The sequence below is a fragment of the Pseudomonas brassicacearum genome (assembly GCF_009601685.2).
Classification (GTDB): Bacteria; Pseudomonadota; Gammaproteobacteria; order Pseudomonadales; family Pseudomonadaceae; genus Aquipseudomonas; species Aquipseudomonas kilonensis_B.
Window position 1 is genome coordinate 6,259,532 of record NZ_CP045701.2, and the last position, 22,657, is coordinate 6,282,188.

At 61.6% G+C, this 22,657-nt stretch carries 23 protein-coding genes and 1 other RNA gene; 11 read left to right on the forward strand and 13 right to left on the reverse strand.

Translation table 11 applies throughout. The annotated features are described in order from the left end of the window. Window positions 1-38: 38 nt before the first annotated feature. The 3 genes from GFU70_RS27260 to argE all read right to left on the reverse strand — a co-directional run bounded on the left by GFU70_RS27260 (window position 39) and on the right by argE (window position 4,424). Window positions 39-1,358: an OprD family porin gene (locus tag GFU70_RS27260; RefSeq protein WP_058542272.1), complete on the reverse strand. Its 1,320-nt coding sequence runs from the start codon at window positions 1,356-1,358 to the stop codon at window positions 39-41. A gap of 471 nt (window positions 1,359-1,829) precedes the next feature. Next, window positions 1,830-3,128 (reverse strand): amino-acid N-acetyltransferase, encoded by a 1,299-nt coding sequence (gene argA / locus GFU70_RS27265; protein WP_058542273.1) that lies wholly within the window; start codon window positions 3,126-3,128, stop codon window positions 1,830-1,832. A 138-nt stretch (window positions 3,129-3,266) separates the two neighbouring features. After that, window positions 3,267-4,424: an acetylornithine deacetylase gene (gene argE / locus GFU70_RS27270; RefSeq protein ID WP_058542274.1), complete on the reverse strand. Its 1,158-nt coding sequence runs from the start codon at window positions 4,422-4,424 to the stop codon at window positions 3,267-3,269. Window positions 4,425-4,582: 158 nt separating this feature from the next. Here argE and GFU70_RS27275 point away from each other — a divergent pair, with 158 nt between their 5' ends. Continuing rightward, window positions 4,583-5,950, forward strand: coding sequence for an inorganic triphosphatase (locus GFU70_RS27275; protein ID WP_058542275.1), 1,368 nt, complete (start codon window positions 4,583-4,585; stop codon window positions 5,948-5,950). 128 nt (window positions 5,951-6,078) lie between these two features. Here GFU70_RS27275 and GFU70_RS27280 read toward each other — a convergent pair whose 3' ends face one another. Further along, the gene (locus GFU70_RS27280; protein ID WP_058542276.1) at window positions 6,079-6,549 is read right to left on the reverse strand and encodes an Lrp/AsnC family transcriptional regulator; all 471 of its coding nucleotides are present in this window, start codon (window positions 6,547-6,549) and stop codon (window positions 6,079-6,081) included. Between the two features lie 126 nt (window positions 6,550-6,675). Here GFU70_RS27280 and GFU70_RS27285 point away from each other — a divergent pair, with 126 nt between their 5' ends. The 5 genes from GFU70_RS27285 (at window position 6,676) to GFU70_RS27305 (ending at window position 10,984) form a co-directional block, all read left to right on the forward strand. Further along, window positions 6,676-7,014 (forward strand): hypothetical protein, encoded by a 339-nt coding sequence (locus tag GFU70_RS27285; protein ID WP_058542277.1) that lies wholly within the window; start codon window positions 6,676-6,678, stop codon window positions 7,012-7,014. A gap of 144 nt (window positions 7,015-7,158) precedes the next feature. Beyond that, a complete protein-coding gene (locus GFU70_RS27290; RefSeq protein WP_153389058.1) occupies window positions 7,159-8,943 on the forward strand; it encodes a GspE/PulE family protein in 1,785 nt (594 codons plus the stop codon). Window positions 8,944-9,218: 275 nt separating this feature from the next. Next, the gene (locus GFU70_RS27295) at window positions 9,219-10,139 is read left to right on the forward strand and encodes an SPFH domain-containing protein (RefSeq protein WP_003206668.1); all 921 of its coding nucleotides are present in this window, start codon (window positions 9,219-9,221) and stop codon (window positions 10,137-10,139) included. Window positions 10,140-10,148: 9 nt separating this feature from the next. Next, on the forward strand, window positions 10,149-10,598 hold the full coding sequence (locus GFU70_RS27300) for an NfeD family protein (RefSeq protein ID WP_058542279.1): 450 nt from the start codon (window positions 10,149-10,151) through the stop codon (window positions 10,596-10,598). Window positions 10,599-10,663: 65 nt separating this feature from the next. Next, a complete protein-coding gene (locus tag GFU70_RS27305) occupies window positions 10,664-10,984 on the forward strand; it encodes a DUF2388 domain-containing protein (protein WP_170846005.1) in 321 nt (106 codons plus the stop codon). An 89-nt stretch (window positions 10,985-11,073) separates the two neighbouring features. Here GFU70_RS27305 and gcvH read toward each other — a convergent pair whose 3' ends face one another. From gcvH to GFU70_RS27345, 8 genes are all read right to left on the reverse strand, one after another. Beyond that, window positions 11,074-11,457 carry a glycine cleavage system protein GcvH gene (gene gcvH, locus GFU70_RS27310; protein WP_116643634.1) on the reverse strand — a complete coding sequence of 128 codons (384 nt, stop codon included), beginning with the start codon at window positions 11,455-11,457 and terminating at the stop codon, window positions 11,074-11,076. Between the two features lie 52 nt (window positions 11,458-11,509). Beyond that, on the reverse strand, window positions 11,510-12,592 hold the full coding sequence (gcvT, locus tag GFU70_RS27315) for a glycine cleavage system aminomethyltransferase GcvT (protein WP_058542281.1): 1,083 nt from the start codon (window positions 12,590-12,592) through the stop codon (window positions 11,510-11,512). A 155-nt stretch (window positions 12,593-12,747) separates the two neighbouring features. Then, window positions 12,748-14,364, reverse strand: coding sequence for an ABC transporter permease (locus GFU70_RS27320; RefSeq protein ID WP_058542282.1), 1,617 nt, complete (start codon window positions 14,362-14,364; stop codon window positions 12,748-12,750). 243 nt (window positions 14,365-14,607) lie between these two features. Beyond that, window positions 14,608-15,612: an extracellular solute-binding protein gene (locus GFU70_RS27325; protein ID WP_116643633.1), complete on the reverse strand. Its 1,005-nt coding sequence runs from the start codon at window positions 15,610-15,612 to the stop codon at window positions 14,608-14,610. A 186-nt stretch (window positions 15,613-15,798) separates the two neighbouring features. Further along, on the reverse strand, window positions 15,799-17,016 hold the full coding sequence (locus GFU70_RS27330) for a 2-octaprenyl-3-methyl-6-methoxy-1,4-benzoquinol hydroxylase (RefSeq protein ID WP_193034318.1): 1,218 nt from the start codon (window positions 17,014-17,016) through the stop codon (window positions 15,799-15,801). Between the two features lie 67 nt (window positions 17,017-17,083). Beyond that, window positions 17,084-18,271: a 2-octaprenyl-6-methoxyphenyl hydroxylase gene (gene ubiH, locus GFU70_RS27335; RefSeq protein WP_058542285.1), complete on the reverse strand. Its 1,188-nt coding sequence runs from the start codon at window positions 18,269-18,271 to the stop codon at window positions 17,084-17,086. Then, complete coding sequence (gene pepP, locus GFU70_RS27340) at window positions 18,268-19,602, reverse strand: Xaa-Pro aminopeptidase (protein ID WP_058542286.1); 1,335 nt, start codon at window positions 19,600-19,602, stop codon at window positions 18,268-18,270. The genes ubiH and pepP overlap by 4 nt, the downstream gene beginning before the upstream one ends. A 25-nt stretch (window positions 19,603-19,627) precedes the next feature. Further along, window positions 19,628-20,182 (reverse strand): YecA family protein, encoded by a 555-nt coding sequence (locus GFU70_RS27345; RefSeq protein ID WP_058542287.1) that lies wholly within the window; start codon window positions 20,180-20,182, stop codon window positions 19,628-19,630. A gap of 129 nt (window positions 20,183-20,311) precedes the next feature. On the opposite strand from GFU70_RS27345, the gene GFU70_RS27350 reads away from it, so the two are divergent. From GFU70_RS27350 to GFU70_RS27365, 4 genes are all read left to right on the forward strand, one after another. After that, a complete protein-coding gene (locus GFU70_RS27350) occupies window positions 20,312-20,521 on the forward strand; it encodes a TIGR02449 family protein (protein ID WP_003177365.1) in 210 nt (69 codons plus the stop codon). Beyond that, window positions 20,518-20,835, forward strand: coding sequence for a cell division protein ZapA (locus GFU70_RS27355; protein ID WP_039590276.1), 318 nt, complete (start codon window positions 20,518-20,520; stop codon window positions 20,833-20,835). Before GFU70_RS27350 ends, GFU70_RS27355 begins: the two co-directional genes overlap by 4 nt. 30 nt (window positions 20,836-20,865) lie before the next feature. Next, window positions 20,866-21,045: non-coding RNA, 6S RNA (gene ssrS, locus GFU70_RS27360), on the forward strand. A 114-nt stretch (window positions 21,046-21,159) separates the two neighbouring features. Next, complete coding sequence (locus GFU70_RS27365; RefSeq protein ID WP_153389059.1) at window positions 21,160-21,765, forward strand: 5-formyltetrahydrofolate cyclo-ligase; 606 nt, start codon at window positions 21,160-21,162, stop codon at window positions 21,763-21,765. 35 nt (window positions 21,766-21,800) lie between these two features. Here GFU70_RS27365 and GFU70_RS27370 read toward each other — a convergent pair whose 3' ends face one another. Continuing rightward, a complete protein-coding gene (locus GFU70_RS27370; protein ID WP_165826062.1) occupies window positions 21,801-21,950 on the reverse strand; it encodes a hypothetical protein in 150 nt (49 codons plus the stop codon). Between the two features lie 195 nt (window positions 21,951-22,145). On the opposite strand from GFU70_RS27370, the gene GFU70_RS27375 reads away from it, so the two are divergent. After that, window positions 22,146-22,595 (forward strand): EVE domain-containing protein, encoded by a 450-nt coding sequence (locus GFU70_RS27375; protein ID WP_058542289.1) that lies wholly within the window; start codon window positions 22,146-22,148, stop codon window positions 22,593-22,595. Window positions 22,596-22,657 lie beyond the last annotated feature (62 nt).

Genomic DNA, 22,657 nt, shown 5'->3' on the forward strand with positions numbered 1-22,657 from the left:
CGTGTTGCCGGGCGGGGCTTTTTTTACTTCGCTACGTCTTACATGAAGTTGTAAGTGTAGTTGAAGATCAGGCGGGTCTGATCCTGGCTGTCGCCCACGCCGCTGCTGCGGTATGTACCCTGACGCAGGGTAGTGCCGAAGCCTTTCAACGCGCCCTGCTGGATGACGTAATCCACACGCATGTCGCGTTCCCACTCGGAGTAATCGCTTGCGCCGTTGGTGGTTTTAACGTCGTCACCGCGCAGGTAGGAAACCGAGGCTTTCAGGCCTGGAACGCCCAAGGAAGCGAAGTCGTAGGAGTATTGGCCAAAGGTGGTGTTTTCACCGGCACGGACAAACCCGTTGATCATGCTGTCGGTGAACAGGTAGAAACTCGCGCCACCGGCACCTTCGGGACGACCGTTGCTGTCAACCACGTTGCCCTGGTTCAGGTATACGAAGCCACCGTCATCACCGACTTGCTGGTGACCCAGCAGGAAGGCGCTGCCGCCGAGGGTGTAAGTGAACATGGCGCTCCAGGTCTTGTTATCGACCTCGCCCGCATGTTTGGCATAACCGCTGTTGTTGTTGAACTCATAACCCGCGTCGCCGTTACGGCCATCCGAGCTGCTGTCGAAGTAACGCAGGTCAGTCTTGAACGACTGGCCTTCGCTGATCGGGAACACATGAACCGCACCCAGGAAGTGCTGCTTGTAGTAATCCTGCAGGTTGGCGTAGTAGTACTGCAGGGTCAGGTCCTTGGTGACCTTCCAGTCAGCACCGGCAAAGCGGAACTGGTTGCTTTCCTCGGTACCACCCGCCACTGCCAGGCCGGTGCTGTTGCTCGATGCACGACCTGTGGCGTGTTCCAACTGACCAGCGTTGAAAGTGACGTTGTCGATTTCCTTGGAGGTGATGGTGCCACCTTCAAAGGTCTGTGGTAGCAGACGGCTGTCGTTGGAAACCAGGATCGGCAGGTTTGGCGCCAGTGCGCCACCCACGTGAGCTTCGGTCTTGGAGAACAGCGCCTTGACGTTACCCGACAAGCGGCTCCACTCATGTACCGCCGAACCATCAGTATCGGCTGGCATATAGGAACCGTTGTTACGACCCCTTCCCCCATCGAGACGGATACCCACCAGCGCCTGAGCGTCGATACCGAAACCCACAACACCTTGCGTGAAGCCAGACTTGTAGTCGAACTTCAGGCCCGTGCCCGTTTCGCGCAGGTCTTCTTTGCCCGTTTCGTGGTTGTCATTATTGAAATACAACGTACGAGAACTGACAGACGCCTTGCTGTCTTCGATAAAACCAGCGGCGCCTGCCTGCTGCGCCAGAACCCCAACGGCCACAGCCAGTGCCAAGGTGGACTTGTTCATGCTTCGCTCCTCTCGTTTTCTAATTCTTGTGTGTCTTTGGTTCCGGATCGAACGCCCGGATCCCGCGGATGCGCGATTAGCGCCAGACCGTGACCGACAAGTCAATCGTAACCATTTATGACTACGACTATGGTCTAACCCCCGCTACACGGTCCGCAGGATAATGGATTCTTTATGACGGTAAGAAGAATTGTTTCAAAAGTTTTCAGATCGTTTCGATACATGATCGCATCACAGCACCATCAGGCCGTGACATGACTTATCGGCGAAGCAGGAAATTACTGAACGATGATTCGTCGGGGATTCATGAGGCCCGCGAATGCTTGGCGGCGAGATAGGTTTGCGCGCCTCCTGCGCCTTCGATTCCTGTTTACGACAGCTCGCGCATGCCGCGATCTTGACGCGATCCAGACTAGTTACTCATTGTCTGAAATCAAGAAGATCGCGGCAGTGCACGTTTTCCGAAGCCGCTTACAAGGATTTTTCGAAGATTTTCGAATTGCGCTGGTAGTTGTAGAGCGAAGCCCGCGCCGCTGGCAGGCGCTCGACACTGCTGGGTTCAAAGCCACGTTCACGGAACCAGTGGGCGGTCCGCGTCGTCAGCACGAACAGCGTCTTGAGCCCTTGGGCGCGGGCCCGGGTTTCGATCCGTTCCAGCAATTCGTCACCGCGCCCGCCGTGGCGGTACTCCGGGTTCACGGCCAGGCAAGCCAGCTCCCCGGCGTCCGAATCGGCGATCTGGTACAACGCCGCGCAGGCGATGATCATCCCTTCGCGCTCGACCACGCTGAACTGCTCGATCTCGCGCTCCAGCACTTCGCGGGAGCGACGCACCAGGATCCCCTGCTCTTCCAACGGGCTGATCAGGTCCAGCAGGCCGCCAACGTCCTCGATGGCCGCTTCGCGTACCACCTCGAATTGCTCCTGGGCCACCAGCGTACCGCTGCCATCGCGGGTGAACAGTTCGGCCAGCAGCGCACCGTCCTCGGCATAGCTGACGATATGGCTGCGGGCCACGCCGCCACGACAGGCCTGGGCTGCCGCATCCAGCAGTTCGGCCTGATAGTCGCTGCCCAGGCGCTGCATATGGCCCGGAACCTGTTGCGGGCGCAATTCGCGGACCAGCCGACCGTCTTCCCCGATAAGCCCCTGCTCGGCACCGAACAGCAGCAGCTTGTCGGCTGCCAGATCGATGGCCGCCCGGGTGGCAACGTCCTCACAGGCCAGGTTGAAGATCTCTCCGGTGGGCGAATAACCCAACGGCGACAGCAACACGATCGAGCGCTCGTCCAGCAGACGATTGATACCCTTGCGATCGACCCGGCGCACTTCACCGGTGTGGTGATAATCCACGCCTTCGAGCACGCCGATGGGACGTGCGGTGACCAGGTTGCCGCTGGCGACCCGCAGCCGCGAGCCCTGCATGGGCGAGGACGCCATGTCCATGGACAGCCGGGCCTCGATGGCGATGCGCAACTGGCCGACCGCGTCGATCACGCACTCCAGGGTCGCGGCATCGGTGATGCGCATGCCGTGGTGGTAGTGCGGCGTGAGGCCCCGTGCAGCGAGGCGGGTCTCGATCTGCGGGCGCGAACCATGGACCAGCACCAGGCGCACGCCGAGGCTGTGCAGCAGCACCAGGTCATGGACGATGTTGCCGAAATTAGGATGCTCCACCCCGTCGCCAGGCAGCATGACGACAAAGGTGCAATCGCGGTGGGCGTTGATGTAGGGCGAAGCGTGACGAAGCCAATTGACGTATTCGGGCATGAACCTGGACCTGTAATAAATAACAGCCAAAAAAAAGACGAAACAGAACGCACAACGGGCTGGTGGTTATCGTCGGAACAGGCTTGGCGACACGCGCGCTCTCCTCATGTGATGAATACGGCCCCGCAAGGGGGCAATTTAACCGACCGTGGCCGGTGTCAGGCAGTAATGACCGATCAATTGTTGCAACAGCTGTACGGTAGGTTGCAAACGTGACATTTCTAGGTACTCGCCCGGCTGGTGGGCGCAGGCGATATCGCCAGGGCCGAGCACCAGGGTTTCGCAGCCAAGGCGCTGAAGATAAGGCGCTTCGGTGCCAAACGCCACTGCTTCGGCACGATGGCCGGTGAGTCGCTCGGCCACCCGCACCAGCTCGCAGTCTTCGGCCTGCTCGAAGGGTGGCACTTCAGGGAACAGCGGTGCGTAGTCGATCTTGACTTTATGGCGTTCGGCGATGGGGTCGAGCTTCTGTTGGATCGCTGCCCGCAGCACTTGCGGATCCATGCCCGGCAAGGGCCGCAAGTCGAATTCCATGGAACACTGGCCGCAGATCCGGTTGGGGTTGTCGCCACCATGGATGCAGCCGAAGTTCAGGGTCGGTTGCGGCACGGTGAACTGCGGGTTACGGAACTCACGCTGCCATTGCAGGCGCAGCCCACGCAGTTCGCCCATGGCATCGTGCATGGCTTCCAGCGCGCTGTGGCCCAGGCTCGGGTCGGAGGAATGGCCGCTGCGCCCGAGAATGTCGATGCGCTCCATCATCACGCCTTTGTGCAGGCGAATCGGCTTGAGGCCGGTCGGCTCACCGATCACCGCCGCACGCCCCAGCGGTCGCCCGGCATCGGCCAGGGCCCGGGCGCCGGCCATGGAGCTTTCTTCGTCACAGGTCGCGAGGATCAGCAGCGGTTGCTTGAACGGTTGGTCCAGCAGCGGCTTGACCGCTTCGATGACCAAGGCGAAAAAACCCTTCATGTCACAACTGCCCAGGCCCACCCAACGGCCATCGACCTCGGTGAGCTTCAGCGGATCGGTCTGCCACAACGCGCCGTCGAACGGCACCGTGTCGCTGTGGCCAGCCAGCACCAGGCCGCCGGGGCCGCTGCCGAAACTGGCCAGCAGGTTGAATTTGCCGGGGCTGACCTGCTGGATATCACAGCAGAACCCAAGCTCAGTGAGCCAGCCTGCCAGCAGCTCGATCACGGCACTGTTGGACTGGTCCAGCCCAGGCTGGGTGCAACTGACCGAAGGCGTGGCGATCAGGGCAGCGAATTGATCTTTCATGGAAGGCAAAGGCATCGCTGACTCCGGGCTTACAGATTGATGTCCATCATAGAACCATCCGGCGCCAGGAATAAACCGTCGCAGCACCTAGGGCGGGTGAGTCCTGTACACTGCACGGCCTTGGCAGCCACACCTTCCCCCGGCTGCACACCCGATCCCTGGATTTTCCGGCCATGCAGAAAGAAACCGAAATCAAACTCCGCGTCAGCCGCGAGACCCTGGCAGCCTTGCGCGAGCATCCGCTGCTGAAAAAACGCAACAAGAGTGGCTGGGAACGCCACGAACTGATGAACCAGTATTTCGACACGCCGGAGCGTGACCTGGCACGGGCCAAGGTCGCCCTGCGCCTGCGTCGCGACGGCGAAGAGGTGATCCAGACCCTCAAGACCCGCGGCCAGAGCGTTGCCGGCCTGTCCGAGCGCAACGAGTACGATTGGCACCTGCCCAAGGCCAAGCTCGACCTGAAAAAACTCGACGGTGAATGCTGGCCCGAAGCCTTGACCGAACTGGACAAGAAAACCCTCAAGGCCATCTTCACCACCGATTTCGTTCGCGAACGCGCTGAAATCGCCTGGGGCCGTGGCAAAAGCAAGGTGGTCATCGAAGCCGCCCTGGACCTGGGCCATGTGGTGGTCGGCAAGCAGAAGGAAGAAATCTGCGAACTGGAGCTGGAACTGCGCGAAGGCGAACCCGCCGCCCTGCTGGAACTGGCCGCCGAGCTGGCCGCGACCCTGCCCTTGATGCCTTGCGACATCAGCAAGGCCGAGCGTGGCTATCGCCTGTATGACGCAGGCAGCTACGCCCTGAGCCTACCAGCGCCACAACTGACCGCCGAAACGCCGCTGGATGACGCCTTCGCCGCGCTGAGCTGGCATCTGCTCGGCAGCAGCCAGCGCTTGGCCGAGCAGTACCGTTTCAACGGTCACTGGCGCCTGCTGCAGGACTGGGTGGAAAACCTCGCCGAACTGCGTGCCCTGCTCAGCAGCCTCGGCCAGGCCGCGCCGCGCCAATCGACCCACGACTTGCGCCTGGCCCTGGACGCGTTGCTGGAAGACTGGCGCCCACTGGTCCAGGCCGGCCTGGATGACGAAGACGTGCGCAAGGCGGCGCCGGAACAGTTCCTTGAAGAGCTGCAAGACCCGCGCTGGGGCCTGTTTTCCCTCAACACTTCACGCTGGCTGCTGGCTCGCAGCTGGGCCGCCGAGCGCAACACCCGTGGCAATCGCCAGGGCGCGGCGCAACTGGGCAGCTGGCTGCCGCGCCTGCTGGGCGAAGAGTCCTCGTCCCTGCAACTGCAACGCTATCAGCAGCAACCGGAAGACCTGGCCGAGCAACTGCCGCGCATCGAACGCATCCAGGCCTGGCTGCACCACGCCCGCCATGTGCTGGAGATCCCGGAAATGGATCGCCTCTACGGCGAGCTGAACAAACTGGCGCAACTGGCCAACCAGCCGATCACCGACGAAACGCTGGATGCGCGCAAGCAGCAGGCAATTGCGGTTTACCAGAATCGGGCCTGGAAGACTTTGCTGCGCCTGTAATATCGCCATCGCGAGCAAGCTCGCTCCCACATTGGATCAGTGCTGTACACACATCTTGTGGCCACTGAAGATCAACTGTGGGAGCGAGCTTGCTCGCGAAGGGGCCGGCACATTCACCTCAGATCCAACTATCGCAGCACCGGCAAACTCGTCGTCGACTTGATCTCCGACAGCGCCACGATCGAGTTCACTTCCTGGATCCCCGGCACCATCGACAGCTTTTCGAAAAAGAATCGCTCATACGCCTCGATGTCCGCCGTGACGATGCGCAGCAGAAAATCCACCGACCCCATCAGCACGTAACATTCCAGCACTTCGGGGAAGCCGCGGATCGCCTCGGTGAACTCGGTAAAGTTCGAACGACCGTGGGCGTTGAGTTTGATCTCAGCGAATATCTGCGTGTTGAGGCCGATTTTCTTGCGATCCAGCAGGGTCACCTGGCCGCGGATGATGCCCTCCTCCTTCATCCGCTGGATCCGCCGCCAGCATGGCGATTGAGACAAGCCGACCTGTTCGGCGATCTGCGCACTGGACAGCGAGGCATCCTCCTGCAGCAGCGCCAGTATCCTGCGGTCGTAGCCATCCAATTCGCTGTGCATGAATAAACCCGAAATAATTGATTTAGAGAATCAGGCGATTCGAAACTTCGCCAGAGTTACTCATTTTAGATAAGAAATACCTCGGGTCGCATGTAAATATTTCTCCCGTCACCCAGGAGACCGAACATGCCCCCACTCGAAGCCGTTGCCATTGCCCCGACCCGCGCCGACGTCTGGCACGCCGCCCATACCCATTGTCGGGCGAGGTACCAGATACTGGCCGAAGCCGAACCGGATTTACTGTGCCGGGCGATGAACCTGTTTGCCTTGCAGGGCCTGACGCCGCAGCAGGTTCAGGTCGAGCGACTCGACGATGTGCTGTCGCTGGACATCGTCATGGATGGGTTGAGCTGGCACCGTGCCCAGGTCATCGCTGAAAAATTACGTAACTTGATCAGCGTCTGTTCGGTGGACTTGCAAGACGCTGATATTGCGCACGTTGGGCCGGCCCAGACCGCCTGTTGAATGCCCAAGGGCAAGAATTGGTAACTCATTGGTCGGGTAGTGGCCCAACGGTCCACGGGGTCGGGACTATTCTTTTGCAGACCGAGCGAGGACGCCGAAGCGTCTGTATCGCGGCTTTGCTGCAATTGTCCAATAGGAACCCGCATGTCCACCAAACACGCCACTCAGGACCGCTGGCTGGACCTCAACGATCTGCTGCGCCAACTGGTCACCCAGGGCCTCATCAGCCAGGATTCGGCTGAAACCGCGCTGAACGCCCGCCGACGCCATAGCGCCAATAGCCAGTTGCATCCGCTGGAGTTCATCGCCAACCAGCACTTGGACGATCTCAGCCGACCTGGCAAGCACCTGGACCTGGAGAACCTGACCCTGTGGTTGTCCCAACAGGCCGGCCAGCCGTACATGCGCATCGACCCGTTGAAAATCAACGTCGCGGCCGTGACGCCCTTGATGTCCTACGCCTTTGCCCAGCGCCACAAGATCCTCGCGGTGGCGGTCGATCGTGACACCGTCACCGTCGCCAGCGCACAGCCCTACGTCAACAGCTGGGAAGCCGACCTGACCCACGTGCTCAAGCTGCCGATCCAGCGGGTGGTCGCCAACCCGGTGGACATCCAGCGCTTGAGCGTGGAGTTCTATCGCCTGGCCAAATCGGTCAGCGGCGCCACCACGGTCGATCAGCAACCGAGCAACCTGAGCAACTTCGAACAATTGCTCAACCTGGGCGCCAGTGACCAGGAGCCGGACGCCAACGACGCCCACATCGTCAATATTGTCGACTGGCTGTTCCAGTACGCCTTCCAGCAGCGTGCCAGTGATATCCACATCGAACCGCGCCGCGAACAGGGCACCGTGCGGTTTCGCATCGACGGAGTGCTGCACACCGTCTACCAGTTCCCGCCGCAGGTCACGATGGCGATCGTCAGCCGCCTCAAGAGCCTGGGGCGGATGAACGTCGCAGAAAAACGCAAACCCCAGGACGGCCGGGTCAAGACCAAGACGCCGGACGGCGGCGAAGTGGAATTGCGCCTGTCGACCTTGCCCACCGCGTTCGGCGAAAAAATGGTCATGCGGATCTTCGACCCGGAAGTGCTGCTCAAGGATTTCGACCAACTCGGCTTCTCCGCCGACGACCTGCGGCGCTGGCAGGACATGACCCGCCAGCCCAACGGCATCATCCTGGTGACCGGGCCTACCGGTTCCGGCAAGACCACCACGCTCTACACCACCCTCAAGAAACTGGCGACGCCGCAAGTGAACCTCTGCACCATCGAGGACCCGATTGAAATGGTCGAGGCCTCCTTCAACCAGATGCAGGTCCAGCACAACATCGACCTCTCCTTCGCCGCCGGGGTGCGGGCCCTGATGCGACAAGACCCGGACATCATCATGATCGGTGAGATCCGCGACCTGGAGACCGCCGAAATGGCGATCCAGGCGGCGCTCACCGGGCACCTTGTCCTGTCGACGCTGCACACCAACGACGCGCCGAGCGCAATCAGTCGCCTGCTGGAGCTGGGTGTGCCCCATTACCTGATCAAGGCCACCGTGCTCGGGGTCATGGCCCAGCGACTGGTGCGCACCCTGTGCCCACATTGCAAGACGCCCCTGGCCCTGGACGAAGACGACTGGCAAACCCTGACGCGTCCCTGGCAGGCCCCGCTGCCCAGCAATGCGCAGCAGGCGGTCGGTTGTTCGGAATGCCGCGATACCGGCTATCGTGGGCGTGCTGGGGTATACGAAATCATGCAACTGACCGACAGCGTCAAGGCCTTGATCCACCCTGACACCGACCTGCTGGCAGTGCGCCGCCAGGCATTCAAGGAAGGCATGCGCAGCCTGCGACTGTCGGGGGCACAAAAGGTGGCGGCGGGTTTGACCACGGTCGAGGAAGTGCTGCGGGTGACGCCGCAGAGCGAGCAGAAGTAGCGACGGGAAGTTGATCTCCGCTGAGCCGTAGCAGCTGTGTAGGAGCTGTGTAGGAGCTGTGTAGGAGCTGTCGAGTGCAACGAGGCTGCGATCTTGTCCCAGACAATTGCGCCGGAAGTGAAAGATCAAGATCAAAAGATCGCAGCCTTCGGCAGCTTCTACAGGGCTCAACGTGTCACTAAATCTCCACGGCACAAGGACTATAGGGAAGATAATGGCCGCTTGCCTTACACTCAGGGCTCGCAGGTCCATCTCAATTCACACAAGGAACCGTCATGCAGATCGGCAGTGTACTTTTACTTTTCATCGGCCTCGTGGTCGCCATTCTATTCATGGGTTTCAAGGTCGTGCCCCAGGGCTACCAATGGACCGTCGAGCGGTTCGGCCGCTACACCAACACCCTCAAGCCCGGCCTGAACATCATCATTCCGGTGATGGATCGCATCGGTCGCAAGATCAACGTGATGGAAAGCGTGCTGGACATCCCGCCCCAGGAAGTCATTACCGCCGACAACGCCACGGTACAGATCGACGCCGTGTGTTTCTTCCAGGTGGTCAACACCGCCCAGGCCGCCTACGAGGTCAACAACCTCGAACACGCCATCCGCAACCTGCTGCAGACCAATATCCGTACCGTGCTGGGGTCCATGGAGCTGGACGCGATGCTGAGCCAGCGCGACGGTATCAACGAAAAACTGCTGCGCACCGTCGATGAAGCCACGGCGCCGTGGGGTATCAAGATCACCCGGATCGAGATCAAGGACATCAGCCCGCCGGCCGACCTGATGGCCGCCATGTCGGGGCAGATGAAAGCCGAACGTATCAAGCGTGCCCAGATCCTCGAAGCCGAGGGCCTGCGAGCGTCGGCGATTCTCACTGCCGAAGGCAAAAAGCAGGCGCAGATCCTCGAGGCCGAGGGCAGCCGTCAAGCCGCATTCCTGGAGTCCGAGGCCCGCGAACGCCAGGCACAAGCCGAAGCGCTGGCCACCCAGGTGGTGTCCCAGGCGATTGCCGACGGCAACGTCCAGGCCGTGAACTACTTCGTCGCGCAGAAATACATCGATGCGCTGGGCAAACTGGCTTCGGCCAACAACAGCAAAGTAATCCTGATGCCTCTGGAAGCCAGCCAGGTCATTGGTGCGGTCGGCGGCATTGGCGAGATCGTCAAAGCCACCTTCGACAGCAAGAAAGCCTGAGGCACGCATATGTGGGTGTTCCTGCAACACATGTCGTACTGGGACTGGCTGGCGCTGGGCGTGATCCTGCTGATCCTCGAAGTGTTCGGCGCCGGCGGCTACCTGCTGTGGATCGGCATGGCCGCCGCGGCTGTCGGCGTGCTCACGTTCCTTCTGCCGCAGATGGCGTGGGAGCTGCAGTTCCTGCTGTTCGGCCTGTTCGCCATCGCAACGGCGCTGTATTGGTGGCGACGCCAGCGCAGCGCTGTTCGCGAAAGCGATCAGCCGCACCTGAACCTGCGCGGGCAAGAGCTGATCGGCAAGGTCTTCCAGGTTCATGAAGCGATTGTCGATGGCCGCGGCAAGATCAAGGTGGCCGACAGTGTATGGCTGGCCAAGGGCCCCGAGTCGGCCGTGGGCACGCGGGTCAGGGTGGTGGCGCAGGAAGGCGCGGTGCTGCAGGTGGAGCGGGCTGACTGAGGAGTCATGGAACTGAACAGAGGCGCAGGTAATCCAACGTGATAGTTAACCCAGTGGAGTCACCTATCATGCGTCTCAAACTTGCTGTCGCTACCCTAGCCTTGCTGTCTCTTCCTGTTGGCTCGGCAATGGCTGACACGTTTTGGCGTAACGTCATCTCATCCGGTGCGACTACCGGTTCCACCTACCTGACTTTCAAGGATCACAAGCTGATCGTCGCCGCCCAGGACGACGCCGGCAGCTTCGTCGCCAGTGACGGCGGTATTCGGGGCCCCTACCTGGAAGCGGCGATGCAGAAAGTGCGTGCCGATAACCCAGGCCTGCAAGCCACCGACATGGAACTGGCCAACGCGATCCTGGCGAAAAACGCCGTCGCCCAGGATTGATTCAAGGCCAATAAAAAATGCCGCTCGATTGAGCGGCATTTTTTTGCCCGGTGAATGCCCCAAGGCTGTACTCACACATTAGATCCGGGTTATTCGCCGATAGCGGACCTGTAGCCTGCTGCATCGAGCAGCTTGTCCAGGTCGGCCTTATCGCTCGGCTTGAGCTTGAAGATCCAGGCGCCGTACGGATCGGAGTTCAACGACTCCGGCGAACCGCCCAAGTCTTCGTTGATCGCGATCACTTCGCCGGCAATCGGGGAGTAGATGTCGGAAGCGGCCTTGACCGACTCAACCACACCGGCCTGGTCACCTGCGGCAAAAGTCTTACCGACTTCAGTCAGCTCGACGAATACCACATCGCCCAAGGCTTCCTGCGCATGATCGCTGATGCCCACGGTGACGGTACCGTCAGCTTCCAGGCGTGCCCACTCATGGCTTTCGGCAAAACGCAGTTCGGCAGGGATATCACTCATATTCTGTGTCCTCAAGAGAAAGTGTCAGCGGCCAGCGGCCCACCGCAAAAGGTTAGATCAGGGTTCTGCCATGGCGGACAAAGGTCGGTTTGACCACCCGTACCGGGTACCACTTGCCGCGAATTTCCACCTCGGCACGGTCGGCGGTAGCCATCGGAACACGTGCCAGGGCAATCGACTTGCTAAGCGTAGGAGAAAAACTACCACTGGTGATCTCTCCATCGCCAACATTGGCGATGCGAACCACCTGATGGGCGCGCAAGACACCCCGCTCCTCCAGCACCAGCCCGACCAGTTTGTGCTGCACACCGCTGGCAAGCTCGGTTTCCAGCGCACTGCGCCCGATGAACTGACGGCTCGCCGGTTCCCAGGCGATACTCCAGGCCATGTTCGAGGCCAGCGGCGAAACGCCTTGGTGAATGTCCTGACCGTAGAGGTTCATGCCGGCCTCCAGGCGCAAGGTATCGCGGGCACCGAGGCCGATGGGCGAAATACCGGCACCGACCAGGTCGTTGAAGAAACTCGGGGCCTCCTGGGCGGGCAGGACGATTTCCAGGCCATCTTCGCCGGTGTATCCGGTCCGGGCGATGAACCATTCGCCGTCGGCGCGACCTTCGAAGGGCTTGAGCTGCAGGATGATTTGCCCACGCGGTTGTGTCACCAGTTCGGCAATCTTCTGCCGGGCCTGGGGGCCCTGGATCGCCAGCATCGCCAGTTCGGGGCGCTCATGCAACTGCACGTCGTAGCCACCGAGCTGTGCCTGCATCCACGCCAGGTCCTGATCGCGGGTCGAGGCGTTGAAGACCAGCCGATAGCCGTCCTCGACACGGTAGATGATCATGTCGTCGACGATGCCGCCGCGCTCATTGAGCATCGCGCTGTACAAGGCACTGCCTGTGTCCTGCAAACGATCGACGTCATTGGCCAGCAAACGCTGCAGCCAGACCTTGGCCTGGGGACCGGCGACATCGATCACGGTCATGTGGGATACATCGAACACTCCGCAGTCGCGACGCACCTGATGGTGTTCTTCGACTTGCGAGCCGTAATGCAAAGGCATATCCCAACCGCCAAAATCGACCATCTTCGCGCCGAGGGCGAGATGAAGGTCATACAGAGGCGTACGCTGTCCCATGGGTTTCTCCTTCCGGGCTTGGCGAAGGTGCGGACGGACACTGCGTAGCGCGAACGTCTGAAAAAAGGAGTTTTCTGACATTCTCAGTTGCCCGGTCCGACAGATGGACCGCACCGAATGCCGCGCATTGTAGCCGCATGAGGTAGGACTGACACCTAGCTGTTTCGATGGGCCGAACGTCGTATCAATCCGATGACCGGCAAGAGGCCCACAAGCACCAGCGTCAGCGCCGGCAAGGCAGCCCGGGCCCACTCCCCTTCGCTGGTCATCTCGAAGATCCGCACCGCCAGCGTGTCCCAGCCGAACGGGCGCATCAGCAGGGTCGCGGGCATTTCCTTGAGCACGTCGACGAATACCAGCAACGCCGCGCTCAAGGTGCCGGGCAGCAGCAGCGGCAGATACACTTTGAAAAACAGTCGCGGCCCACTGACCCCAAGGCTGCGTGCCGCTTCGGGCAAAGACGGACGAATTCGCGCCAGGCTGCTCTCCAACGGACCGTAGGCCACGGCCAGGAAGCGCACCAGATATGCCAGCAACAGCGCCGACAGGCTACCTAACAACAGCGGTTTGCCTGCACCGCCGAGCCAGGTCGACAGCGGGATGACCAGCTCACGGTCCAGGTAGCTGAATGCAAGCATGATCGATACCGCCAGCACCGAACCGGGCAAGGCATAGCCCAGGTTCGCCAGGCCGACGCCGACACGAATCGGGCGGGTTGGCGCCAGCCGGCGGGCGAACGCCAGCAGCAAGGCCACGCAGACGGTAACCAGCGCGGCCAGGCCGCCCAGATAGAGGGTGTGGACGATCAGCCCGGTATAACGTTCATCCAGGTCGAAACGACCGCGTTGCCAGAACCACACCAGCAACTGCAGTACCGGGATGACAAAGGCACAGGCGAACACCAGGAAGCACCAACTGCTGGCTGCCACGGCCTTGAAACCGCGCAACGTATACAAAGCCTTGGCCCGGGGACGCTCGTTACTGGCTCGGTGGGCACCGCGGGCCCGGCGTTCGCCGTAGAGCACCAGCATCACCGCCAGCAACAGCAGGCTGGCCAGTTGGGCAGCGCTGGAGAGGCTGAAGAAGCCGTACCAGGTCTTGTAGATCGCGGTGGTGAAGGTGTCGAAGTTGAACACTGACACTGCGCCGAAATCTGCCAGGGTTTCCATCAACGCCAACGCTACGCCCGCACCGATGGCCGGCCGGGCCATCGGCAGCGCTACGCGCCAGAACGCCTGCCACGGTGACTGCCCGAGCACGCGGGCGGCTTCCATCAACCCCTTGCCCTGGGCCAGGAAGGCACTGCGCGCCAGCAGATAGACGTAAGGGTAAAAGACCAGCACCAGCACCAGGATCACCCCGCCGGTGGAGCGGACCCGGGGCAGGCGCAAGCCGCTGCCGAACCATTCACGCATGAGCGTCTGTACGGGGCCGGCAAAATCCAGCAGGCCAACGAAGACAAACGCCAACACGTAAGCCGGAATCGCAAATGGCAGCATCAACGCCCAGTCGAGCCAGCGTCGCCCGGGGAACTCGCACAGACTGGTGAGCCAGGCCAGACTGACACCCAGCAAGGTCACCCCGACGCCCACGCCAAGGATCAACGTGAGGGTGTTGCCCAACAGGCGCGGCATCTGCGTCTCCCACAAGTGGGACCAGATCTGTTGATCGATGCTCTGCCAGGACAGCAGCAAGACGCTCAGGGGCAACAGGACCAGCGCGGCGATGGCGAAGACCAGGGGGTACCAGCGGCGTTGGGCGGGATGGGCCAAGGAATACTCTCGTTAAACAAACAGGACTTGCTACCGCTGGACTCTGTAGGAGCTGGCGAAGCCTGCGATCTTTTGATCTTTTGATCTTTTGATCTTTTGATCTTTCGCTTGAGATTCAAGTGTCTTTGGAAAGATCGCAGCCTCGTTGCACTCGACAGCTCCTACATAGCTCCTACACAGTTCCTACATAGCTCCTACAGGGCTCCTACAGGCCCGAGGGGAGGGAGCTCCCTCACCACAGGTTCAGTTCCAGCCAGCGCGATCCATCATGCGAATGGCTTCAGCCTGGCGCTTACCCGCGACTTCCACTGGCAGGGTATCGGCCTTGAACTTGCCCCAGGCCGCCACTTCCTTGGACGGCTCGACGTTCGGGTTGGCCGGGAACTCCTGGTTCACGTCGGCGAAGATGTTTTGTGCTTCTGGCGTGGTCATCCACTCCACCAGTTTCTTCGCCGCATCCGGATGCGGTGCATGCTTGGTCAGGCCAATGCCCGAGAGATTGATGTGCACGCCACGGTCGGCCTGGTTCGGCCAGAACAGCTTGACCTTCAAATCCGGCTTCTGTTGGTGCAGGCGGCCATAGTAGTAGGTATTGACGATGCCGACATCGCACTGCCCGGCATTGATCGCCTCGAGCAGCGCGGTGTCATCGGAGAACACGTCGGTGGACAGGTTCTTGACCCAGCCCTTGAGGATTTCCTCGGTTTTTTCCGCCCCGTGGGTTTCGATCAGCGTGGCGGTCAGGGACTGGTTGTAGACCTTCTTCGAGGTCCGCAGGCACAGGCGGCCTTCCCACTCTTTGCCAGCCAGCGCTTCATAGGTGGTCAATTCGCTAGGTTTAACCCGCTCAGTGGAGTAGACAATGGTCCGCGCCCGCAGGCTCAGGCCGGTCCAGGCGTGGGAAGAGGCGCGATATTGGGACGGGATATTCGCGTCGATCACCGGCGAGTTGAACGGCTGGAGAATGCCCATCTGCTCGGCTTGCCAGAGGTTGCCGGCGTCGACGGTGAGCAGCAGGTCGGCGGTGGCGTTCTCACCCTCGGCCTTGATCCGCTGCATCAACGGCGCTTCCTTGTCGGTGATGAACTTCACCGCCACGCCGGTTTTCTTGGTATAGGCATCGAAGACCGGCTTGATCAGCTCGTCGATACGCGAGGAGTAGACCACCACCTCATCGGCGGCCTGGGCGGCAGTAGAACCGATCAGGGTCAAGGCGAGGGCGGACAGCAGGCGTCTGGTTGCCAACATGGTAGCGGTCTCTGGATGGTGAGCGAAGCGCAAATGATAAGGACTCACATTTGGCATCTCAATCGAACAATAGTTGGACACATTTCCAAATGTTGCGACTTTGAGAAGATGTGCAGTGTTTGCGTCCGTCATCGCTTGTGGGAGCAAGGCTTGCCCGCGATAGGGCCATAAGCCCCAACCTACCTCTCAGGCCTTGGCCAAGTCCGGCAAATCCCCAATCAACCCCAGCGCCTCGCGCACGAACAGCGCCTTGGCTTCAGGCATGCGGTCCACCAGTTTCAATCCGGTATTACGCAACCAGCGCACCGGCAACGGATCGGCCTGGAACAAGCGCTCGAACCCTTCCATCGCCGCCATAAGCGCCAGGTTATGGGGCATGCGTCGCCGCTCGTAGCGGCTCAGCACCTTCACGTCTGCCAGTCGTTCGCCACGCCCGGCCGCCTGCAACAGCACTTCGGCCAGCACGGCGGCGTCGAGGAAGCCCAGGTTCACGCCCTGCCCGGCCAACGGATGAATGGTATGGGCCGCGTCGCCGATCAGCGCCAGCCCTTCGGCCACATAGCGCTTGGCATGTCGTTGGCGCAGCGGCACGCACAGGCGCGGGTCGGCGCTCAGTACCGTGCCGAGCTGGCCTTCGAAGGCCCGTTCCAGTTCGTTGCAGAACTCAGCGTCATCGAGCGCCATCAAGCGCTGCGCTTCACCGGGGGTGGTGGACCAGACGATCGAGCACCAGTCGTGCTGACCGTCACGCTCAAGCGGCAGGAACGCCAGCGGACCGTTGTCGGTGAAACGCTGCCAGGCCGTCATTCGATGCGGCCGGACGCTGCGCACGCTGGTGACGATGGCGTGGTGCAGGTAATCCCATTCGCGTGTGGCGACGCCAGTCAGGCGGCGTACCGCGGAATTCGCGCCGTCAGCCGCGATGACCAGGGGCGCGCGCAACGTGCGGCCATCGGCCAGGGTCAGCAGCCAGTCGTCACCGGAACGACGCATCTGTTCCAGCCGGGCATTGGCCAGCAGACCCAGGTCGCAGTCATGCAGTCGATCCAGCAAGGCGTCCTGCACAACACGGTTTTCAACGATGTGCCCAAGCGCCTCGGCGTGCAGGCTGGCGGCTGAAAAATGGATCTGCCCGGTGCCGCTGCCGTCCCAGACGTGCATGTCGGTGTAGGGGCTTGCGCGTCGGGCGATGATGCCGTCCCAGACGCCCAGGCGATCGAGGATCCGCTGGCTGGCCATCGACAAGGCACTGACCCGAGGCTCGAACGCGGCCTGGGGATCGAAGGGTTTGACGCTCATCGGGCTGCCGTCGAGCAACAGCACTTGCAGGCCACTGCCCTGCAACGCCAGCGCCAGGGCGCTGCCGACCATACCGGCGCCGACAATCAGCAGATCTGCACGCAATTCCATGCTCTAAGCCTGTTTTGCTGGCGACATCAGTCGCCCATGAAAAGAAATGACAGCCCCGGCCTCAAGCATCGGGACGCGTCCCCAACCCCATGGCCTGGCGGGCGAACCAGCGCTTGGCCGGCGGCAGCAAGTCGAGGCCCAACAGGCCGAGGTTACGGCCCAGGGACACCAGTGGCAGGCTGCTGGCGAACAGGCGCGTGACCTGGTCGGAGAAGCCCACGGTCAGGGCCTGATCCATTCGCTGGCGCTCGCGATAGGCTTGCAACACGGCAAAATCCCCAGGCTCGCTTTCGCTGTCGAGCAAGGCATCGGCCAAGGCCTGGGCGTCGCGCAGGGACAGGTTGAACCCCTGCCCGGCAATCGGATGCAGGCTGTGGGCGGCATTGCCCAGGATCGCCAGGTGCGGACGAACCTGCTCTTCGGCCTCCACCAGCGCCAGCGGGTAAAGATGGCGCACGCCTACCTGTTTCAGGGTGCCCAGGCGATAGCCGAACACGCCCTGCAATTCGCTGAGGAAACTGCGCTCGTCAAGGGCTGCGAGCCGTTGTGCGTCCATGCCCTGGCGGGTCCAGACCAGCGCGCAACGATTCTCCGGCAGCGGCAACAAGGCCATCGGGCCGTCATCGGTGAAACGTTCGAAGGCCATGCCGTTGTGGGATTCGCTGGGGGTGATGTTGGCGATCAAGGCGCTCTGGTCATAGGGTCGACTGCGCACGCCGATACCCAACTGCTCGCGCAGGCCGGAGCGGCCGCCATCGGCCAGTACGGCAAGGTCGCACTCCAAGGTGGTTTCGTCGTCGAGGGTCAAGCGATAACCGCCGACCAGCGGTTCCATGCGGGTGACCTGTGCCGGGCAGCGCCAACTGACGACCTCCGGGTCCAGGCCTTGCCACAGGCATTGGCCGAGCCAGGCGTTTTCCACCACGTAACCCAGCGCCGGCACGCCCTCTTCCATGGCCGACAGCCGCGCCGTGGAAAACCGCCCGCGGTCGGACACGTGAATCTGCTTGATCGGTTCGGCGCGGCGGGAAATTTCCTGCCAGACACCCAGGCGTTGATAAATCTGCCGGGCACCGTAGGACAATGCCGAGGACCGGGCATCGTAGCTTGGCTGCCAGGCGTCGCCGGGGGCGAAGGGCTCGATCAGCATGATCTTCCAGCCCCGGGCCTTGGCACCGGCCTGCAAGGCCAGGGCCAGACTCGCGCCGACCAGGCCGCCGCCGATGATCGCCAGGTTGACCCGGCTCATGCTGCTTGCGTCCGGGCGGCGGCCATCAGGGCCTCGATGTCGGCGACCGTCTTCGGTACGCCGTGGCTCAAGATTTCACAACCGGTTTTGGTCACTACCACGTCATCCTCGATGCGCACGCCAATGCCGCGCCATTTTTTCGCGACGCTGCGGTTGTTCGGGCTGATATAGATGCCCGGCTCCACCGTCAGCGTCATGCCCACCTCAAGTACCCGCCACTCGCCACCCACCCGGTATTCACCCACGTCGTGCACGTCCATGCCCAGCCAGTGGCCGGCGCGGTGCATGTAGAACGCCCTGTGGGCCTCGCTGGCAATCAAATCGTCCACCTCACCCTCCAGCAGCCCCAGGCGCACCAATCCTTCGGTAATGACCCGCACCGTCGCTTCATGGGCCTGGTTCCAGTGTTTGTCCGGCGCAATCTGGGCAAACGCGGCTTCCTGGGCGGCCAGCACCACTTCGTAGATCGCCTTCTGCTCGGGTGAAAACTTGCCACTGACCGGCCAGGTACGGGTGATGTCGCTGGCGTAGCAGTCGATTTCACAACCGGCGTCGATCAGCACCAGGTCGCCGTCCTTGAGCAACGCGTCGTTCTGCTGGTAGTGCAGGATGCAGCTGTTGCGCCCCGCCGCGACAATCGAGCCATAGGCCGGCATCTTCGCCCCGCCCTTGCGAAACTCATAATCGAGCTCGGCTTCCAGGCTGAACTCATGCAGCCCCGGGCGCGCCGCCTGCATCGCCCGGATGTGCGCCTGGGCGGAGATCCGCGCCGCTTCGCGCATCACTTTCACTTCTGCCGCCGTTTTATACAGGCGCATGTCATGCAGCAGATGATCCAGGGCAACGAATTCGTTCGGCGGCTGGGCGCCGAGGTGGGCCTTGGAGCGAATCACGTTGATCCATTCCATCAGGTGCCGATCGAATTCCGGGTTGCTGCCCATGGCCGAATACACCCGGTCGCGGCCTTCGATCAGGCCTGGCAGGATGTCGTCGATGTCGGTGATGGGAAACGCGTCGTCGGCACCGTAGTCACGGATCGCCCCTTCCTGGCCGGCGCGCAGGCCATCCCACAATTCACGTTCGGCGTTGCGCTCGCGGCAAAAAAGGATGTATTCGCCATGGGCGCGGCCAGGCATCAGAACGATCACCGCCTGCGGCTCGGGGAAGCCGCTGAGGTACTGGAAGTCACTGTCCTGGCGATAGACGTGCTCGACGTCGCGGTTGCGGATGGCAACGGCGGCGGCGGGCAGGATTGCGATGCTGTTGGGTTCCATCTGCGCCATCAGCGCCTTGCGGCGACGGCTGTATTCCGATTTCGGGATATGAATCATGGGCAGACGGGGTTCCCTCTAAAAATTAATGCAAGGATGGCTTGGGGGCCGCTGCATCGGTTTTCTTGGTCTCGGTGAACAGCAGCAATGGCGCGACCCGCAGGTACTCCATCACTTCCATGTAGTCGCTTTCGCCGTCATCGGACTCTTCCAGGGCATCCTGGACCTGGGAGATCGCGGCCAAGTCCTGCAACACTTCCTTGGCCTCTTCGCTCAAGGCGTATTCGCGGCGGGTCAGGCCGAAGCCGGCAAGGAAGCCCTGGCACCACTGGCCCAACGCAGCGGCGCGTTCGGCCAAGGGGGCGTCGTCGGTGGGCAGCAGCAGGACGACGGTCATGTCGTCGCTGGTCAGCTCGCCCTTGACCATTTCCTGCAGGCCGATAAGCGCGTTGCGGACGTTGTCAGCCGGTTCGCCTTCCAGCAGCTCGGCGGCGTCGGCCAACCAGCCGTCGGCTTCGAAACCGGCGCCGGCGCAGCTGCGACCGAGCAGCAGGCCATGCAGTTCGGCAGGCGAGACAGGATGACCGCTGGTGCTCAGCAGGGTGGCGAATGCTTGATACGGGGAATTCTGAATGGGCATGGGCAGCTAGGCGCCAGACGGCGCTATGTCTAGAATGGAGGCCTTGTATCCTACATCGACAGACTCGCCAAGACTATCAGAGGCTGTGCGACCCATACCCTCCATCAGACACAATCTTCAGTGGACACAATGGAAGACACCGACCTGCAAGCGCTGATGGCCAGACTCGAACTGCTAATTGACCGGGTCGAGCAACTTAAGAGCCAAAACGGACTCCTATTAGCTCAGGAAAAAACCTGGCGCGAGGAACGCGCGCACCTCATTGAAAAAAACGAAATCGCCCGACGTAAGGTCGAATCGATGATTTCGCGCCTCAAGGCCCTGGAGCAAGACTCATGAGTTCAAGCAATAGCGTTACCGTGCAGATCCTCGACAAAGAGTATTCGATCATCTGCCCCCAGGAAGAGCGCAGCAACCTGGTGAGCGCCGCCCGTTACCTGGACGGTAAGATGCGCGAGATCCGCAGCAGCGGCAAAGTCATCGGTGCCGATCGCATCGCGGTGATGGCCGCCTTGAACATCACCCACGACCTGCTGCATCGCCAGGATACGCCGGACGTACAGGTCAGCGGCTCGACCCGTGAACAGGTGCGCGACCTGCTCGATCGGGTAGATCTGGTGCTCGCCACCGATCCAGACGTCAGCAAAGGCTGATTCGCGAGGCTGCCTGGGGTATACTCGCTTCACTCCCTGGGGTGCTTGCCAGTTGGTGATGTCCCTGAGCCGATACGCACAACCACGGGGGTTGCACGTTGGGGCCGGTGTGCATGTCCGCTTGACGGAAAGCCTTAACGCCCCCTGCAACTTCCACCTTGAACTTTCGGGTTCAAGGGCTAAGCCGACAGCGGTTCATCCGGGGAGCCTGACTCCAGACAATGCCAGTCCATGTGGACTGGCATTGTCGTTTCTGGCGCAGGCATTTCTGAGCAGCCTGTTTTGCGGTTACGCTGTGGCATCGTCACCGCGTGAAGCTCTGATATGACCGAACCTGCGCTGCTGCCCCGCCCGCAACTTCGCCGCCTGCTGCGCCAGGCCCGTCGCGCCCTGACGCCCGCCCAGCAACGGCAAGCCGCCCGCGGGCTGTACAAACAACTGGCTCAGCATCCGCTGTTTCGCCGCGCCCGCCACATCGCCCTGTACCTGCCCAACGACGGCGAGATCGACCCGCGCCTGCTGCTGCGCGCCGCCCAACGCCGGGGCAAGGCCACTTACCTGCCAGTGCTCAGCCCATGGCCGCAGACCAAAATGGTGTTCCAGCGCATCCACCCCGGCGAAAAAATGCAGCCCAACCGGTTTCGTATTCCTGAGCCGCGCAAGAACATCGCCCGGCAACGCAAGGTCTGGACGCTGGACCTGGTGTTGTTGCCACTGGTGGGGTTCGACGATGCGGGAGGCCGGCTGGGCATGGGCGGCGGCTTCTATGACCGCAGCCTGGCGTACCTGGCACGGCGCAAGCAGTGGCGCAAGCCGACGCTATTGGGGCTGGCCCATGAATGCCAGAAAGTCGAACGATTGGCACAGGCGAGCTGGGACGTGCCGCTGCAGGGAACGGTCAGCGACAAGCATTGGTATATCGCGGGGTAGACGCCGCAATAATCAGCGGCGCCAGGAAAGCGGGTTCAGCGTTTGAGCGATGGCGCGGACTGGGTGATTTCCATCGGCGCATCGGTGGTCTTGTTGGCCCATAGGCTTTGGGCGTAACCCGTGGTCACGACACCTAGACCGAACAGAATGACTAAGATCCACAACAAATCCGGTTTGCGTTTCATCGATTGCCCCCCTCAAGGCAGATCACACACGATGACAGCAGCGGTTTTCTTATTGGCCGTGCAGCAGCGTCAAGCTTGGAAGGCCGGCATTTTGCGGCAACCGGCCCCGACACGCAAACTCTGGCGTCAACCGACTGTCGGTTTGTCATAAAATCGCTGAACTATTTTTTTCAACACCGCCAAGGAGCAGCAATCATGGCCTATTGGCTGATGAAGTCCGAGCCCGACGAATTATCCATCCAAGGTTTGGAAAAACTCGGCCAGGCACGCTGGGACGGGGTTCGCAACTACCAGGCGCGCAATTTCCTACGGGCCATGGCGGTGGGGGACGCGTTCTTTTTCTATCACTCCAGTTGCCCCGAGCCAGGCATTGCCGGGATCGGCCGGATCGTCCGCGCAGCCTATCCCGACCCAACAGCGCTGGAACCTGACAGCCATTACTTCGACCCCAAGGCCGGCCCGGACAAAAACCCCTGGACCGCGATCGACGTGGCCCACGTCGAAACGTTTGCCCACGTGCTGAAGCTCGACTACCTCAAGCAACAGACCGCCCTGGCTGAAATGCCGCTGGTGCAGAAAGGCTCGCGACTGTCGGTGATGCCTGTCACGCCTGAACAATGGGCCGCGGTGATTGCCCTGCGCTGATCGCCGATGAGTTGATGGATATCAAGCTGGATCGGTCGTTGATCCCGCAGACTTCGATGCTA

Excerpts from the sequence above, each read along its gene's own strand:
- GFU70_RS27260 (WP_058542272.1), bottom strand. The coding sequence starts at position 1,358 with ATGAACAAGTCCACCTTGGCACTGGCTGTGGCCGTTGGGGTTCTGGCG.
- argA (WP_058542273.1), bottom strand. The coding sequence starts at position 3,128 with ATGCCCGAATACGTCAATTGGCTTCGTCACGCTTCGCCCTACATCAAC.
- argE (WP_058542274.1), bottom strand. The coding sequence starts at position 4,424 with ATGCCTTTGCCTTCCATGAAAGATCAATTCGCTGCCCTGATCGCCACG.
- GFU70_RS27275 (WP_058542275.1), top strand. The coding sequence starts at position 4,583 with ATGCAGAAAGAAACCGAAATCAAACTCCGCGTCAGCCGCGAGACCCTG.
- GFU70_RS27280 (WP_058542276.1), bottom strand. The coding sequence starts at position 6,549 with ATGCACAGCGAATTGGATGGCTACGACCGCAGGATACTGGCGCTGCTG.
- GFU70_RS27285 (WP_058542277.1), top strand. The coding sequence starts at position 6,676 with ATGCCCCCACTCGAAGCCGTTGCCATTGCCCCGACCCGCGCCGACGTC.
- GFU70_RS27290 (WP_153389058.1), top strand. The coding sequence starts at position 7,159 with ATGTCCACCAAACACGCCACTCAGGACCGCTGGCTGGACCTCAACGAT.
- GFU70_RS27295 (WP_003206668.1), top strand. The coding sequence starts at position 9,219 with ATGCAGATCGGCAGTGTACTTTTACTTTTCATCGGCCTCGTGGTCGCC.
- GFU70_RS27300 (WP_058542279.1), top strand. The coding sequence starts at position 10,149 with ATGTGGGTGTTCCTGCAACACATGTCGTACTGGGACTGGCTGGCGCTG.
- gcvH (WP_116643634.1), bottom strand. The coding sequence starts at position 11,457 with ATGAGTGATATCCCTGCCGAACTGCGTTTTGCCGAAAGCCATGAGTGG.
- gcvT (WP_058542281.1), bottom strand. The coding sequence starts at position 12,592 with ATGGGACAGCGTACGCCTCTGTATGACCTTCATCTCGCCCTCGGCGCG.
- GFU70_RS27325 (WP_116643633.1), bottom strand. The coding sequence starts at position 15,612 with ATGTTGGCAACCAGACGCCTGCTGTCCGCCCTCGCCTTGACCCTGATC.
- ubiH (WP_058542285.1), bottom strand. The coding sequence starts at position 18,271 with ATGAGCCGGGTCAACCTGGCGATCATCGGCGGCGGCCTGGTCGGCGCG.
- pepP (WP_058542286.1), bottom strand. The coding sequence starts at position 19,602 with ATGATTCATATCCCGAAATCGGAATACAGCCGTCGCCGCAAGGCGCTG.
- GFU70_RS27345 (WP_058542287.1), bottom strand. The coding sequence starts at position 20,182 with ATGCCCATTCAGAATTCCCCGTATCAAGCATTCGCCACCCTGCTGAGC.
- GFU70_RS27350 (WP_003177365.1), top strand. The coding sequence starts at position 20,312 with ATGGAAGACACCGACCTGCAAGCGCTGATGGCCAGACTCGAACTGCTA.
- GFU70_RS27355 (WP_039590276.1), top strand. The coding sequence starts at position 20,518 with ATGAGTTCAAGCAATAGCGTTACCGTGCAGATCCTCGACAAAGAGTAT.
- GFU70_RS27365 (WP_153389059.1), top strand. The coding sequence starts at position 21,160 with ATGACCGAACCTGCGCTGCTGCCCCGCCCGCAACTTCGCCGCCTGCTG.
- GFU70_RS27370 (WP_165826062.1), bottom strand. The coding sequence starts at position 21,950 with ATGAAACGCAAACCGGATTTGTTGTGGATCTTAGTCATTCTGTTCGGT.
- GFU70_RS27375 (WP_058542289.1), top strand. The coding sequence starts at position 22,146 with ATGGCCTATTGGCTGATGAAGTCCGAGCCCGACGAATTATCCATCCAA.